The 13,639-nt window shown below is 64.0% G+C and carries 17 protein-coding genes; 2 read left to right on the top strand and 15 right to left on the bottom strand.

All coding sequences use genetic code 11. From position 1 onward, the window contains the following. Window positions 1-57: 57 nt before the first annotated feature. A complete protein-coding gene (locus tag CK498_RS01940; protein WP_095619164.1) occupies window positions 58-432 on the bottom strand; it encodes a hypothetical protein in 375 nt (124 codons plus the stop codon). Next, on the bottom strand, window positions 432-896 hold the full coding sequence (locus CK498_RS01935) for a flavodoxin domain-containing protein (protein WP_095619163.1): 465 nt from the start codon (window positions 894-896) through the stop codon (window positions 432-434). Before CK498_RS01935 ends, CK498_RS01940 begins: the two co-directional genes overlap by 1 nt. Window positions 897-976: 80 nt before the next feature. Here CK498_RS01935 and CK498_RS01930 point away from each other — a divergent pair, with 80 nt between their 5' ends. Beyond that, the gene (locus CK498_RS01930) at window positions 977-1,186 is read left to right on the top strand and encodes a DUF2788 domain-containing protein (RefSeq protein ID WP_095619162.1); all 210 of its coding nucleotides are present in this window, start codon (window positions 977-979) and stop codon (window positions 1,184-1,186) included. 46 nt (window positions 1,187-1,232) lie between these two features. Here CK498_RS01930 and ihfA read toward each other — a convergent pair whose 3' ends face one another. From ihfA to CK498_RS01865, 13 genes are all read right to left on the bottom strand, one after another. Continuing rightward, on the bottom strand, window positions 1,233-1,538 hold the full coding sequence (ihfA, locus tag CK498_RS01925; protein WP_076748006.1) for an integration host factor subunit alpha: 306 nt from the start codon (window positions 1,536-1,538) through the stop codon (window positions 1,233-1,235). 47 nt (window positions 1,539-1,585) lie between these two features. Continuing rightward, window positions 1,586-3,967 carry a phenylalanine--tRNA ligase subunit beta gene (gene pheT / locus CK498_RS01920; RefSeq protein ID WP_095619161.1) on the bottom strand — a complete coding sequence of 794 codons (2,382 nt, stop codon included), beginning with the start codon at window positions 3,965-3,967 and terminating at the stop codon, window positions 1,586-1,588. 36 nt (window positions 3,968-4,003) lie between these two features. Further along, window positions 4,004-5,023 carry a phenylalanine--tRNA ligase subunit alpha gene (gene pheS / locus CK498_RS01915; protein ID WP_095619160.1) on the bottom strand — a complete coding sequence of 340 codons (1,020 nt, stop codon included), beginning with the start codon at window positions 5,021-5,023 and terminating at the stop codon, window positions 4,004-4,006. A gap of 152 nt (window positions 5,024-5,175) precedes the next feature. After that, window positions 5,176-5,529 (bottom strand): 50S ribosomal protein L20, encoded by a 354-nt coding sequence (rplT, locus tag CK498_RS01910; RefSeq protein ID WP_095619159.1) that lies wholly within the window; start codon window positions 5,527-5,529, stop codon window positions 5,176-5,178. A gap of 33 nt (window positions 5,530-5,562) precedes the next feature. After that, window positions 5,563-5,757 (bottom strand): 50S ribosomal protein L35, encoded by a 195-nt coding sequence (gene rpmI, locus CK498_RS01905; RefSeq protein ID WP_076748010.1) that lies wholly within the window; start codon window positions 5,755-5,757, stop codon window positions 5,563-5,565. Between the two features lie 86 nt (window positions 5,758-5,843). Continuing rightward, the gene (infC, locus tag CK498_RS01900; RefSeq protein ID WP_456064525.1) at window positions 5,844-6,434 is read right to left on the bottom strand and encodes a translation initiation factor IF-3; all 591 of its coding nucleotides are present in this window, start codon (window positions 6,432-6,434) and stop codon (window positions 5,844-5,846) included. Beyond that, window positions 6,435-8,333 carry a threonine--tRNA ligase gene (gene thrS, locus CK498_RS01895; RefSeq protein WP_095619157.1) on the bottom strand — a complete coding sequence of 633 codons (1,899 nt, stop codon included), beginning with the start codon at window positions 8,331-8,333 and terminating at the stop codon, window positions 6,435-6,437. Between the two features lie 244 nt (window positions 8,334-8,577). Next, the gene (locus CK498_RS01890) at window positions 8,578-9,276 is read right to left on the bottom strand and encodes an OmpA family protein (protein ID WP_095619156.1); all 699 of its coding nucleotides are present in this window, start codon (window positions 9,274-9,276) and stop codon (window positions 8,578-8,580) included. A 275-nt stretch (window positions 9,277-9,551) separates the two neighbouring features. Beyond that, window positions 9,552-10,019: a DUF2489 domain-containing protein gene (locus tag CK498_RS01885; RefSeq protein WP_095619155.1), complete on the bottom strand. Its 468-nt coding sequence runs from the start codon at window positions 10,017-10,019 to the stop codon at window positions 9,552-9,554. 98 nt (window positions 10,020-10,117) lie between these two features. Beyond that, on the bottom strand, window positions 10,118-11,002 hold the full coding sequence (gene cyoE / locus CK498_RS01880; protein WP_407645828.1) for a heme o synthase: 885 nt from the start codon (window positions 11,000-11,002) through the stop codon (window positions 10,118-10,120). Window positions 11,003-11,042: 40 nt separating this feature from the next. Continuing rightward, complete coding sequence (locus CK498_RS01875) at window positions 11,043-12,098, bottom strand: COX15/CtaA family protein (RefSeq protein ID WP_229358926.1); 1,056 nt, start codon at window positions 12,096-12,098, stop codon at window positions 11,043-11,045. A gap of 25 nt (window positions 12,099-12,123) precedes the next feature. Then, window positions 12,124-12,651 (bottom strand): hypothetical protein, encoded by a 528-nt coding sequence (locus CK498_RS01870; protein ID WP_095619152.1) that lies wholly within the window; start codon window positions 12,649-12,651, stop codon window positions 12,124-12,126. Continuing rightward, complete coding sequence (locus tag CK498_RS01865) at window positions 12,648-13,388, bottom strand: SURF1 family protein (protein WP_229358925.1); 741 nt, start codon at window positions 13,386-13,388, stop codon at window positions 12,648-12,650. The genes CK498_RS01870 and CK498_RS01865 overlap by 4 nt, the downstream gene beginning before the upstream one ends. Before the next feature lie 22 nt (window positions 13,389-13,410). Between CK498_RS01865 and CK498_RS01860 the strand changes: the two genes are divergently transcribed. Further along, complete coding sequence (locus tag CK498_RS01860; RefSeq protein WP_095619150.1) at window positions 13,411-13,599, top strand: DUF2909 family protein; 189 nt, start codon at window positions 13,411-13,413, stop codon at window positions 13,597-13,599. The last annotated feature ends 40 nt before the right edge of the window (window positions 13,600-13,639 follow it).

The raw sequence follows: 13,639 nt of genomic DNA, 5'->3' as shown, positions 1-13,639 counted from the left end.
ACGGCCGGGGGCGCAACAGCAAGATTCAGGGCTGGCGCTCGGAGGCGAGACTCGAACTCAGGCGGACCCGGCGCGGTCGCGCCGCCACCACAGGCTGAGCACATGCATCAGCAGGCCTGCTGTGGTGCCGTGGGAGAGTAGCACCTGCCAGCCGGTCAGGTTGGCAGCCAATGCATACCAGCCGGCCATCACCGCCAACCCTGCCAGCAGGCAGAACCCCAGCCGCCGAAGCAGGCCAGGCACGCGGCGCCGCGCCGGGCTATCGAGCAGCCGCCAGTGCAGCAGTGTGACCGCCGCGACCACCGCACAGGCCATCAGCATCAGTGACAGCCGCGTCTCATGGCCACCGTCCAGGTAGCGCGGCAGGGTCGCCAGCATGACGACCAGCACCCCCAGCAGCGCGGTCAGGCGTTCAGCACTCGGCCCGCCCATCACGCCACCTGCAGGCCGTGCTCGGCGATCCACGCCTCGGCCCACGGCAACGCGGCATCATCGGCCATGAAGGTCTCCATGGCGTCGACCTCGAGTCGCTCGCCAACGCGCTGGGCACCAAGGTCGGCGAGTAGCGCGTCCAGCGCACGTCCAGCACCACAGAAGGTATCGCCGTAGGAGCTGTCGCCCAGCGCTATCAGGCCGTAGCGCAGTTCGCCAAGCGCTGGACTCTGGTCGATCAGGGCGCGAGTGAACGGCACCAGGTTCCCCGGATAGTCGCCGCTGCCGGTGGTCGAGACGCAGAACAGCGCCAGCGTCGGCGGCTCGGCAAGCAGATCGTCGAGGCTCGGCTGTTCGAAGATATCGACCCGATAGCCAGCCTCCTCGAACAGTGGCTTTATCTGCTCGGCGACATCCAGTGCCCCACCGTACATGGTGCCGACAAAGATCTTCAGTGTGGCCATGAGAGCTCTTTGCTTGAGAAATTTGGTCGGATATTACCACAAGCGTATAATGGCATGCCATTCAATGACATGGAGCAAGCATGCAGGAGATCTTCGAGGCCTGGGTAACGCCTGTGATGATCGGCGGGCTGATTCTTTTCATGAGCTTCATCATCTGGGATCTGGCGCGCAAGTCCCAGGCCGGCAAGTTCGGCACCATCATGCTGTTCATCGTGCTCGGGGCCGGCATGCTTGGCTATGTGATCAAGGTCGTGATCACCTACCTGCTGGAGAGCGGCGCGGGAGGATGACCCCTACGCCAACGGCGCCCCAGGGGCGCCGTTGGCGTAGATGAGGCTAGATCATCGAGACACCATCGAAGTCCTCGACCCGGCTCTTGAGCTTCTGGCCAGGACGGAAGGTCACCACCCGCCGCGCCGAGATCGGAATCTCCTCTCCGGTCTTGGGATTACGCCCCGGTCGCTCACGCTTGTCGCGCAGGTCGAAGTTGCCGAACCCCGACAGCTTGACCTGCTCGTTCTCACGCAGGCAACCACGAATCTCCTCGAAGAACGCCTCCACCATGGTCTTGGCTTCGCGCTTGGAGAGTCCCAACTCGACGTGCAGGTGTTCGGCAAGTTCCGCCTTGGTCAACGCGCCCATATCATTCCCTCGCTGGATAGCGGCACCGTCCCTGGCGCCGGAGGCGCTCAGCCTCTCAGCTCGGCGCCATGACGCTGACGGGACTCGGTGACGATTGCATCGACTAACTGATTGATTTCATCGTCATTCAGCGTGCGCGAAGGATGCTGCCAGGTCAAGCCCAAGGCGAGACTCTTGCACCCTTCCGGCACCCCCTGGCCGTGATAGACGTCGAACAGCTTGAGTTCGGTGAGCCACTCACTGGCCTGCTCGCGCAGGCAATCGAGCAGCGCCTGCAGCGGCAGGTCCGCATCGACCAGCAGCGCCAGGTCGCGACGCACCTCGGGATAACGCGACAGCGCGCTGAAGGTCGGCAGCACGCCCTCGGTCAGTGCATCCTGGCGCACCTCGAACAGCAGCGCATCGACCTTGAGCCCCAACTGGGCACGCACCGCCGGATGCAGGGTGCCGATCCAGCCCACCGCCGCGCCGCGGTGGAATACCTGAGCGGTCTGCCCGGGATGCAGCGCGCTGTGCTCGGCCGGCTCGAAGCGCCAGGCGGCGGAATCGCCGCCCAGTGCGATCAGGCTCTCCAGATCGCCCTTGAGGTCATAGAAATCGACCTTGTCACGACCGCCGGCCCAGCCCTCGGGCTCGCGCGATCCACACACCAGCGCGCCGACCATCGACACTTGCTCGAGGTCGTCGAGTTCACCGCGGAAGACCAGGCCGGTCTCGAACAGCCGTACGCGCTGCTGCTGACGATTGAGGTTATGCTGCAGCGCCTTGATCAGCCCCGGGAACAGGCTATAGCGCATCACCGCCATGTCGCTGGAGATCGGGTTGGCCAGCCGCGGCGAGCGCGCCCCGGGATGCAACGCATGCTGCAGTTCCGGTGCCACGAAGCTGTAGCTGATCGCCTCCTGGTAGCCGCGCGCCACCAGCTGTCGGCGCAGCCTGGCCAGCGGCTGGCGCACTTCATGATCGGCGCGCAGGCCGAGACGCGCCGCGGGGCGCCGCACCGGCAGGCGGTTGTAACCGTGTATGCGCGCCAACTCCTCGATCAGGTCCTCTTCGATAGCGATATCGAAGCGCCAGCTCGGCACCCGCGCCGACCAACCGTCGACCTGGGTCTCGACCCGCATGCCCAGGCGCCCGAGGATCTCGACTACCTCGCCGTCGTCGAGACGCTTACCGAGCACTTGCTCGAGGCGCTCGGCGCGCAGCGCTACCTGTCGCTCGCCAGGCAGGTGAGCCGCGCTTGCCACCTCGACCAGCGGGCCCGCCTCGCCGCCGACGATCTCCAGCAACAGCTGAGTGGCGCGCTCGGCGGCGCGCGCCGTCAAGGCTGGATCGACGCCGCGCTCGAAGCGGTGTGAGGCGTCGGTATGCAGACCATAGGAGCGCGCCTGGCCGGCCACGGCTAGCTGACTGAAGAACGCCGACTCGAGAAAGATATCTTGGGTCGCGGCACTCACGCCGGACAGCTCGCCGCCCATCACCCCGGCAATCGCCAGCGCACCCTTGGCATCGGCGATCACCAGGGTGTCGTCGCGCAACGCGATGTCCTGGCCGTCGAGCAGCGTCAGTCGCTCGCCGGGGCGCGCCCGGCGCACCTCGATGCGCGTATCGAGGTTGGCCAGGTCGAAGGCATGCAGCGGCTGGCCGAGCTCGAGCATCACGTAGTTGGTGACGTCGACCACTGGGTCGATGCTACGCACGCCGCTGCGCCGCAGCCGCTCGACCATCCACAGCGGCGTCGCGGCGCTCACGTCGACGCCCTTGATCACCCGCCCGAGATAGCGCGGACAGCGCTCGGGGTCGGCCACCTCGATGGCAAACCCCTGATCATGGCTCGCCGGCACCGCCTCGAGGGCGGGGCCATCGAGCGGTAGCCGGTTGAGCACCCCGACCTCGCGCGCCATGCCCAGCACGCTCAAGCAGTCGCCGCGATTGGGCGTCAGGTCGACCTCGATGGTGCTGTCGTCGAGGCCCATCCACAGCCGCAGGTCGTCGCCCACCGGGGCGCTCGCCGGCAGCACCAGAATTCCCGCCGAGGTGGCCTCCTCGAGCCCCAGCTCGGAGGCCGAGCAGATCATGCCGCGGGATTCGACGCCACGCAGCTTGGCGGGCTTGATGGTGAAGTCACCGGGCAGAACGGCGCCGACGCGGGCAAAGGGCACCTTCTGCCCTACTTCCACGTTGGGCGCACCGCACACCACCTGCAGCGGCTCGCCGCTGCCGTCATCGACGCGGCAGACATTGAGCTTGTCGGCATCCGGGTGTGGCGTATTGGCCACCACTTCGGCGACGACCACCGCATTGAAGTCACCGGCCACCCGCTCGATGGCGTCGACCTCGAGGCCGGCCATGGTGATCTGGTCGGCCAGCGCCTGGGTCGCCAGCTGCGGTGATACCCATTCACGCAGCCACTGTTCGGAAAATTTCATGACGATCCTGTCTCCTCAAAGCGAGCGTGGTGGCGATCAACCGAACTGGCGCAGGAAGCGCAGGTCGTTGTCGAAGAACAAGCGTAGATCGTTGACGCCGTAGCGCAGCATGGCCAGGCGCTCGGCGCCCATACCGAAGGCGAAACCGGTGTAGCGCTCGCTGTCGATGCCCGAGTGCTGGAATACCGCCGGGTGCACCATGCCGCAGCCCAGTATCTCGATCCAGCCGCTGTGGGAGCAGACCCGGCAACCGGCGCCGCTGCACATCACGCACTGTATATCGACCTCGGCGGAGGGTTCGGTAAACGGGAAGTAGGAGGGCCGGAAGCGCACCGACAGGTCGTCGCGCTCGAAGAAGGCGTGCAGGAAGTCCTCGATGGTGCCCTTGAAGTCGGCGAAGCTGATGCCTTCGTCGACCAGCAGGCCTTCCACCTGATGAAACATCGGGGTATGGGTCAGGTCGGAGTCGCTGCGGTAGACCCGCCCCGGGCAGACGATACGGATCGGCGGCTGCTCGGCCTGCATGGTGCGCACCTGCACCGGTGAGGTGTGGGTGCGCAGCAGGCGGGTGGCATCGAAATAGAAGGTATCGGCCATGCCCCGCGCCGGGTGTTCGGCGGGAATATTCAGCGCCTCGAAGTTGTGATAATCGTCTTCGATCTCCGGGCCCACCGCCACGTCGAAGCCGATCCGCGTGAACAGCCCCTCGATGCGCTCGAGGGTGCGCGTGACCGGGTGCAGACCGCCGCTCTCCTGACCGCGGCCGGGCAGGGTCACGTCGAGGCGCTCGGCCGCCAAGCGCGCATTCAGGGCGGCCTGCTGCAGCGCCTGGCGCCGCGCCTCGAGCTCACCGCCGAGCAGCTGCTTGGCCTCGTTGATGCGCTCACCGGCCGCCGGACGCTGCTCGGCCGGCAGTTTGCCCAGGCCTTTGAGCAGCGCGGTAATCTCGCCCTTCTTGCCAAGATAGCGAACCCGCACGTCATCCAGTGCCGCGATGTCATCGGCGGCGTCGATGGCCTGGCGAGCCTCGGCGACCAATGTGGGAAGATGGTCCATCCGTCAAGCTCCGAATCTCGTCGGCCGCGCCATGCGGCCGACACTGGGTCACAAAAAAACAGGGGAAGAGCGGCGGCTCTTCCCCTGCGACGTTACGGCATGCGTGGTAGCGAGGCAGCGTTTACCGCCGTCGGCCACCGCTGCACCGTCACTTACTGAGCAGCCTTGGCCTTCTCGACGATGGCGGCAAAGGCAGCTTTCTCGTGCACGGCGAGATCGGCCAGGACCTTGCGGTCGATCTCGATGCCGGCCTTCTTGAGGCCGTCGATGAAGCGGCTGTAGGACAGGCCGTTGATGCGAGCCGCGGCATTGATACGCGCGATCCACAGGGCACGGAACTGACGCTTGCGCTGACGGCGGTCGCGATAGGCATACTGGCCGGCCTTGATCACGGCCTGCTTGGCAACGCGGAACACCCGCGAACGAGCACCGTAGTAGCCCTTGGCCTGCTTGAGTACTTTCTTGTGACGGCGACGAGCAACGACGCCACGCTTGACACGAGTCATAGCATTCTCCTGACGTTAAAGTGGATCAACCGGTTACAGGTTCGGCAGCATGCGCTGGACGAGGGCCTTGTCGGCGTCGTGAATCTGCTTCATCCCGCGCAGATGACGCTTCCGCTTGGTCGACTTCTTGGTCAGGATGTGGCTACGGAAGGACTGCTTGTGCTTGAAGCCATTGGCAGTCTTCTTGAAGCGCTTGGCGGCGCCACTGTTGGTCTTGATTTTCGGCATGAGAATTACTCCGCTCGATGTTTTTCAGAAAACCCAAGGCCGGTAGCCCGCCTCAGCGGCGAACCACCCGTTGACTTGCCTTCGGATCACTTCTTCTTGGGGGCAAGGATCATGATCATCTGGCGCCCTTCCATCTTGGGGAAGGACTCCACATTGGCCAGATCCTCGAGATCCGCAGCAACCCGCTCCATCAGCTTGCGGCCGATGTCCTGGTGTGCCATCTCACGGCCACGAAACCGCAGCGTGACCTTGCCCTTGTCGCCACCTTCGAGGAAGCGAATCAGGTTCTTCAGCTTGACCTGGTAGTCGCCCTCGTCGGTGCCAGGCCGGAATTTGACTTCCTTGACCTGGATCTGCTTGGTCTTCTTCTTCTGAGCAGCCTTCTGCTTCTTCTGCTCGAAGACGAATTTGCCGTAATCCATGATCTTGCAGACGATCGGATCGGCGTTGGAAATCTGTACGAGGTCCATACCGGCGGCTTCGGCACGCTCCAGCGCGTCGCTGGTGGGCACGACACCCAACTGCTCGCCGTCGCTGTCGATCAGGCGAACCTGATCTTCGGTAATTCGCTCGTTCATCGGGGGGCGCTTGTCCTGAACACGCCCTCTTGGGTTGCTTCGCTTGATCGCTACATCTCCGTGTTGGTTGACGTTGCCGTGGCCCGGGGCAGCCGGCAATCAGATTCCCTCGGCCACCAGCCGGGCAATGAGATCATCGACCCTGAGGGTGCCGAGGTCTTCACCGCTGCGGGTACGTACGGCCACGGCGTCAGACTCGACTTCCTTATCTCCCACCACCAGGAGATAGGGAACCTTCTGCAACGTATGTTCCCGGATTTTAAAGCCGATCTTCTCGTTCCTCAAGTCCGCCTTGACGCGAAGGCCAATTTTCTGCAAACGCTGCTCGAGATTGACGACGAAATCGCGCTGGGCGTCGGTGATATTGAGAATCACCGCCTGCTGCGGAGCGAGCCACAGCGGCATGGCGCCAGCATAGTGCTCTATGAGAATCCCCAGGAAGCGCTCGAAGGAGCCAAGAATCGCACGATGCAGCATCACCGGCGTCTTGCGTGCGCCATCTTCGTCGACGAACTGGGCACCCAGACGGCCGGGAAGATTGAAGTCGAGCTGCAGGGTACCACATTGCCAGACCCGATTGAGACAGTCGCGCAGCGCGAACTCGATCTTGGGCCCGTAGAAGGCGCCCTCGCCCGGCTGCAGCTCCCACTCGAGGCCGGTAGCATCGAGCGCCGCCTCGAGCCCCGCCTCGGCACGATCCCACAGCGCCGCCTCACCGAGAAAGTCATCGGGACGCGTCGAGAGCTTGAGTTCCACGTCATCGAAGCCCAGCTCCTTGTAGACCTCCAGCGTCAGGCGGATGAAGGCCTCGGCCTCAGCCTGGATCTGCTTCTCGCTGCAGAAGATATGCGCGTCATCCTGGGTAAAGCCACGCACCCGCATCAATCCATGCAGCGAGCCAGAGGGCTCATTGCGGTGGCAACTGCCAAACTCGGCGAGGCGCAGCGGCAGGTCACGGTAGCTCTTGAGGCCCTGATTGAAGACCTGCACGTGACACGGACAGTTCATCGGCTTGACCGCGTACTCGCGCTTCTCCGACTCGGTGGTGAACATCAGCTCACTGTAGTGCCCCCAATGGCCCGACTTCTTCCACAGCGACAGATCGACTATCTGCGGCGTCTTGATCTCCTGGTAGCCATGGGCGATCTGTACTCGGCGCATGTACTGTTCGAGCGCCTGATACATGGTCCAGCCGTTGGGATGCCAGAACACCATCCCCGGGGCCTCTTCCTGGAGGTGGAAAAGGTCCATCTTCTTGGCCAGCTTGCGGTGATCGCGCTTCTCGGCCTCCTCGAGACGCTTGAGATAAGCCTTGAGCTGCTTCTTGTCGGGCCAGGCGGTACCGTAAATACGCGTCAGCATCGGCTTGGAGGCGTCACCGCGCCAATAGGCACCGGCCAGCTTGGTCAGCTTGAACGCCTTGAGGTGACGAGTATTGGGCACATGGGGCCCGCGACACATGTCGACGTACTCCTGGTGGTGATAGAGGCGGATGGTCTCGCCCTCGGAGATCTCCCTTACGATCTCCTGCTTGTAGGTCTCGTCGCGATGCAGGAACGTCAGCATCGCGGCGTCGCGGTCGACGTACTCGCGAATGACATCGTACTCCTCGTCGATCAGCTGCTTCATGCGCGTCTCGATGGCCGCCAGGTCATCCGGCGTCACCGAGCGACCGAAGTCGACATCATAGTAGAAGCCATCCTCGATCACCGGACCAATGGCCATCTTGGCCTCGGGGTAGAGCTGCTTGACGGCGTGCCCGATCAGATGAGCGCAGGAGTGGCGAATGACCTCGAGGCCTTCTTCATCACGCGCTGTGAGAATGGCAACCGTGGCGTCGCGATCGATGAGGTCGGCGGCATCGACCGGCACCCCGTCGATCTTGCCGGCCACGCAGGCCTTGGCCAGGCCGGGACCGATAGACTCGGCCAGCTGCATCACGGTAAGCGGTTCGTCGAAGGTTCTCTGGCTGCCATCAGGCAGGGTCACGATGGGCATTGCGGCAATTCCTTGGGCGCAGTGGTGATCCATACCAGGGATCACGTGTCGCAAGCAGGTGAGTGTCAAAACGTACGGTCAGGCATGCTGAAAAAACAGCAGCCTACGATACCAGATGGCACCCCCAGCGCGCCATGCCGGGCATCTATCCGCTCCCTGGACGCAACGAGGGAGTGCCAATGGCACTCCCTCGTCAAGCGAGCGGCGAAAGCCGCTCAGGCATCGTGCGCCGTAGCGCTATGCCTTACTGGCGGTCGATTTCGACGCGACGGTTCTGAGCACGACCTTCATCGGTGTCGTTGCTAGCCACCGGACGCGCCTCACCGAAACCACGGGTGCGCATGCGGTTCTCGGCGATGCCCTGCGAGACCAGATAGGCACGCACGGAGTCGGCACGACGCTGAGACAGCCCCTCGTTGTACTGCGGGTTGCCGACGGAATCGGTATGGCCGTCGATGTTGACACGCAGCTCGGGGTTTTGGCGCAGACGATGTGCCACTTCGTCCAGCGTCATGCTGGCCTCAGGGCGCAGTTCGGCGGAATCGAACGCGAAGGTCACTTCGCTGCTCAGCACCACCGGCTCGAACTCGGGTTCCGGCTCGGGCTCGGGCTCGGGCATCGGCTCGGGCTCCATCTGGGGCTGCGGCTCGGGGGTACGATCGGCACACAGCAGTGCGCCAGCAGCAGCACCCACACCAAAGCCCATGGCAGCACCTTGATCTTCGTCTGAGCTACCCGAGGTCGCATAGCCGATGCTGCCACCGATCAAGCCACCAGCAACACCACATACGGCCGGGTGCTGATACCAGGCGCGGTCAGCGGAAGAGGAGGAAGACGACATCTGGGCAGATGTCTGACCGCCTGTCGGTCCGGAGGTAGCACAGCCAGCAAGGCCAAGTACCAGCGCGGAACCGATCAGCAAGCCAGTCGTTGATTTTTTCATGTAAGACTCCTTCTTAACACAGCGCTAGTCGTAACACTTGAGTTACACCGCGTATCCAGGTAAACCGTCGAGCCAGCTCGAATTTTTCGACCTACTCAAGGTAAAAGAAAGCACATTTGCAACATTTCGGCTAGTGCTCATGTGCTAATGCGCATGATCTCATGCCCTTGCATCGAGCACCAGTCATCAACGCAAGCGGCTAACATATAACAGCAGCCGCAGTTAAAAGCTATACCAAAAAGCAGCTTTGTACAAGAAACTGAAGACACCGTGACTCAGTGAAGGCCCTCGGGCCAGCGCTGCTTAAGGTTCTCCACTTCGCGCGCTGCGTCCAGCAGCGCCGGCCGGTTGGCATCCTCCACCGCCAGCCGCTGGCGATCCTCATCCATACGCTGGCGGGGTGTCAGCGCCTTGCGCGACGAGTGAGTACTCAAGTGCTGAGTTTCGGCATGGACGCTGGCAAACACCCGAAACGCCTCGCGCTCGACCAGCGCCGGATCGATGATCTCCAGCAGTACCTTGCAACGTAGGGCGCCCTCCACCAGGTCGACCTGCTCGGCGCGCATGGCGGCGGCGATCGCCCCCAGGCTATCCAGGCAGTTCTGGTGCGCACGACGTATCTCTTCCTGGCGGAACGCCTCACGACGACGCACCTCACGCCATAGGGTGACGGCGTAGGCACCGAGTCCGGCGACGATGACTGCAGCCAGGGCCGCAAGACTCCAGAACAGGGTAGCGCTCATAACTCTCGACTCGGGTTGGGGATGGGAACTGAATGCCTGCACCATACGCAGCCGCTGACGATCCAGCAAGTGAGCCCCAACGCATATTGTAGCGGCGCTCACATGACCCAGTTGACGGCGTAGTGATCGAACAGCAGCACGCCGAATACTCCCAGGATGTAGCGAATCGAGAACCAGAAAGCGTTGATCGGCGCCTGCTCGTCCCGCCCCCGCCACACCTTCCAGTTCCAGAACATGAAACGCACGTTGAGGGCCGTGACCCCGACCAGATAGAGCATGCCGCTCATGCCGATCACGAACGGCATCAGCGTCACCGCCACGGTCAGCCAGCCATACAGCCACACCTGCAGTCGAGTGAAGGCGTCACCGTGGGTCACCGGCAGCATCGGCACCCCCGCCTTGGCATACTCGTCACGCTTGTGAATGGCCAGCGCCCAGAAGTGCGGCGGCGTCCAGGCGAACACGATCAGCAGCAGCAATAGCGGCTCGGCGCCGAGCTGGCCAGTGACGGCGGTCCAGCCCAGCAGCGGGGGCGCGGCACCGGCAACGCCGCCAATCACGATGTTCTGCGGTGTGGCACGCTTGAGAAAGGCCGTGTAAATCAATGCATAGCCGACCAACGACGCCAGCGTAAGCCACGCCGTCAGTGCGTTGACCTGCCATAGCAGCAGCGCAAAGCCAGCCACCGACAGGCCCGTGGCCCATAGCAGGGCGTAGTGGGTGGGCAGGCGCCGAGTAGCCAGCGGACGACGTGAGGTACGCACCATCATGGCATCGAGGCGACGGTCGAGCACATGGTTGTAGGCCGCCGCCCCGCCGGCACACAGGGCGATCCCCACCAGACCGTAGACCACGCTGGCCAGCGGCGGTATGCCGGGGGTCGCCAGCGCCATGCCGACCAGCGCACAGGCCAGCATCACGATCACCACGCGCGGCTTGCACAGGGTAATCAGATCGCGCCACTGCCATGCCGCAGCCGCCATGCTCTCGTCGGCCAGCAACTCCCCCTGCTCGATCGCGGCATTACGCATGCGCCCACTCCTTACCGTTATCCACTTGCTTGTTTCCCGACTCGTGGGAGCGCGTCAGGCTCGCCTGCCAGTAGGCGAGCGTCAACACCACTATTAATAGTACGGCGCCCGCCGTATGCACAAGCGCCAGGCTGAGCGGCAGCCACAGCAATACATTGGCGATGCCCAGCGCCACCTGTAGCGCATAGCTGCCGAGGACTCCCAGCATCCACGGCCGCATCCTGCGCCGCGACCAGTGTGCCACGGCTAGCAGCAGCAACCCCACCCCCAGCGCCAGCGCCCCAAGGCGATGGCCATAGTGGATGGCGGCACGGGCATCGGCATGCAGTTGGCCATGCAGATAATTGGGTCCCACGGTCTGGGTGAGGTGGAAGCCGTCACTCCAGTCCATGTCCGGCCACCACTCACCGTTGCAGGTCGGAAAACCCTGACAGGCAATTCCCGCGTAGTTGCTCGAGGTCCAGCCCCCCAGCGCCAACTGCCCCACCAGCAGGGCAGCCACCAGCGCCCATAGCGGTGACATGCGCCGCTTGACCCGCGGCTGACGCACATCCTCGACGCTGGCTTGGCGCAGGCGCAGATGCAGCCATAGAAACAGCAACATCACCGTGAGCCCGCCAAGCAGATGCAGAGTGACCACCTGTGGCCATAGCTGGAGCGTCACGGTGAAGGCACCGAAGGCGCCCTGCACGATGATCACCACCAGCAGCACAAGCGTCAGCCGCCAGGGAAATCCTGCCAACCGCCGCAGCGGTAGTGCCAGCGCCACCAGCGCCAGCACCAGCAGGCCGAGCGCCGAGGCGATATAGCGATGCACCATCTCCACCCACGCCTTGAAGGTCTCGAGCGGGGCATCCGGAGAGTGCAACGAGGCGGTATCGGCATCAGGCACCACCAGCCGGCCATAGCATCCCGGCCAGTCCGGACACCCCAGCCCGGCATCGACCAACCGCGTCCACACCCCGACCAGGATCACCAGCGTGGTGAACACCACCCCCATCAGGCTCAGGCGTCGTAGTAACCTGAGCCGCGCTTGCCGTTTCTCCATCGCGCCATCCATTACCTTGTCACCCTCATGTATCGCTCGGCGCGGTTGCCGGGTCACTGTTCATGCGCAGCAGATGATTGACATCAGCCAGCACGTCCTGCGGATCGACCCCCGCCGAGTAGCTCAGCACCGCTTGCCCCTGGGGATCGAGCAGCCACAGCTGGCCGCCATCGCGCCACCCAGGGGGCTCCTGCCACTCACCCAGCACCTCCCCGGGTAGAGCAGACTCGGCGGGGCCAAGGCGCAGCCGCGTGACGCGTGGCGCCTCGCGCCCCAGCGCACGATGCAGGCGCCACCACTGATCGGCATCGGCCTCGCAGCCACCCACACAGTCGAAGGCCAGTACCCAATCGCCACGATCAATGGCCGGACGCGGCTCAACCAGCGGCCAATCTGCAAGCCGCGGCACATCGGGATTGAGCTCACCATGCGCGGTGCGTTCATCGGGAATCCCGATACGAAACTCGACCATCACCCAGGCGCTGACCAGCGGCACGGCAAACAGCATGATCAAGGCCAGCAGTTTCATTCGTTGTCTGTTCAGTGGGCTCATGGCTCCCGCTCCCGCACTATCGTTGTCGAGGCGTCGCGGGATTCACGCAGATCGCGTCCCAGGCGCCGCCCTCCTATCAGCATTACCGCAAGCGCCGCCAATGCCAACCCCCACCATTGGACGGCATAGCCGGTATGGCGGCTGGGCGGCATCACACTGGGTTGCCACCAGGGCGTAAACAGCCCCGGCCCCTGCTGCAAGTGCACCCAGCCAGGATGTGCAAAATCGCCCAGCGCAGCCTGCCACGGCTGCAACGCCAGGCGCTGCAGCCGCCGCCCCTCCTGGTTGGGGCCGAACAGCAGCACGGTCTCACCGGCCGGCTGCCACTGCCCGCTCAATGTCACCGTTCCCTGTGGCGTATCGATATCGGGATCGACCCGGCTGCCTGCCGTGGGCACGAAACCGCGCTGGATCAGCCACAGCCGGCCGTCATCGCCACGCAGCGGAGTGAGCGCCGCCACCCCCACCTGCCCCTCGACCACGCGATTGTCGAGAAAGTAGGTCTGGTCGGCGAGGAACTCGCCGCGCAGGGTAATGCGTGATCCTTCCGGCGGAGTCTCCTGGGGGGCCACCAACTGCGGCGCATCGGCCAGGCGCTGCAGGTAGTCGCGCTTGTCGGCGGCGCGCTCCCACTGCCACATGCCGAGGGCGATACCCAGGGCGACCAGCAGGCTCCAGGCCAACCACCACCACCATAAGCGCTTGACATGTTGCACCGGCTTGCTTGAACTGGGCATCTGATGACTCACGGAGTATCCCATGCTGAAAGCGTTGATCGCCCTGACATTTCTTACCATGCTCGCCAGTCTGGCGGCGGGTGCCGGCTTCCTGCTGCGCGACCATGGCAGTTCGCGACGACTATTGACGTCGCTGAAGCTACGCGTCTCGATGGCCGGCCTGTTGATCGTACTACTCGGCTACGGTTTTTACATCGGCGACCTGGCCTGAGCATCGCCCCATCACGCGAAGGCCCGGCAGCAAGTGCCGG

Source organism: Halomonas salipaludis (genome assembly GCF_002286975.1).
GTDB lineage: Bacteria > Pseudomonadota > Gammaproteobacteria > Pseudomonadales > Halomonadaceae > Franzmannia > Franzmannia salipaludis.
The sequence above is the reverse complement of the archived record's forward strand: the minus strand, read 5'-3'. Positions and strand labels throughout refer to the sequence as shown.

Coding starts and splice junctions, on each gene's coding strand:
- CK498_RS01940 (WP_095619164.1), bottom strand. CDS start 432: ATGGGCGGGCCGAGTGCTGAACGCCTGACCGCGCTGCTGGGGGTGCTG.
- CK498_RS01935 (WP_095619163.1), bottom strand. CDS start 896: ATGGCCACACTGAAGATCTTTGTCGGCACCATGTACGGTGGGGCACTG.
- CK498_RS01930 (WP_095619162.1), top strand. CDS start 977: ATGCAGGAGATCTTCGAGGCCTGGGTAACGCCTGTGATGATCGGCGGG.
- ihfA (WP_076748006.1), bottom strand. CDS start 1,538: ATGGGCGCGTTGACCAAGGCGGAACTTGCCGAACACCTGCACGTCGAG.
- pheT (WP_095619161.1), bottom strand. CDS start 3,967: ATGAAATTTTCCGAACAGTGGCTGCGTGAATGGGTATCACCGCAGCTG.
- pheS (WP_095619160.1), bottom strand. CDS start 5,023: ATGGACCATCTTCCCACATTGGTCGCCGAGGCTCGCCAGGCCATCGAC.
- rplT (WP_095619159.1), bottom strand. CDS start 5,529: ATGACTCGTGTCAAGCGTGGCGTCGTTGCTCGTCGCCGTCACAAGAAA.
- rpmI (WP_076748010.1), bottom strand. CDS start 5,757: ATGCCGAAAATCAAGACCAACAGTGGCGCCGCCAAGCGCTTCAAGAAG.
- thrS (WP_095619157.1), bottom strand. CDS start 8,333: ATGCCCATCGTGACCCTGCCTGATGGCAGCCAGAGAACCTTCGACGAA.
- CK498_RS01890 (WP_095619156.1), bottom strand. CDS start 9,276: ATGAAAAAATCAACGACTGGCTTGCTGATCGGTTCCGCGCTGGTACTT.
- CK498_RS01885 (WP_095619155.1), bottom strand. CDS start 10,019: ATGAGCGCTACCCTGTTCTGGAGTCTTGCGGCCCTGGCTGCAGTCATC.
- cyoE (WP_407645828.1), bottom strand. CDS start 11,002: ATGGCGGCTGCGGCATGGCAGTGGCGCGATCTGATTACCCTGTGCAAG.
- CK498_RS01875 (WP_229358926.1), bottom strand. CDS start 12,098: ATGGAGAAACGGCAAGCGCGGCTCAGGTTACTACGACGCCTGAGCCTG.
- CK498_RS01870 (WP_095619152.1), bottom strand. CDS start 12,651: ATGAGCCCACTGAACAGACAACGAATGAAACTGCTGGCCTTGATCATG.
- CK498_RS01865 (WP_229358925.1), bottom strand. CDS start 13,388: ATGCCCAGTTCAAGCAAGCCGGTGCAACATGTCAAGCGCTTATGGTGG.
- CK498_RS01860 (WP_095619150.1), top strand. CDS start 13,411: ATGCTGAAAGCGTTGATCGCCCTGACATTTCTTACCATGCTCGCCAGT.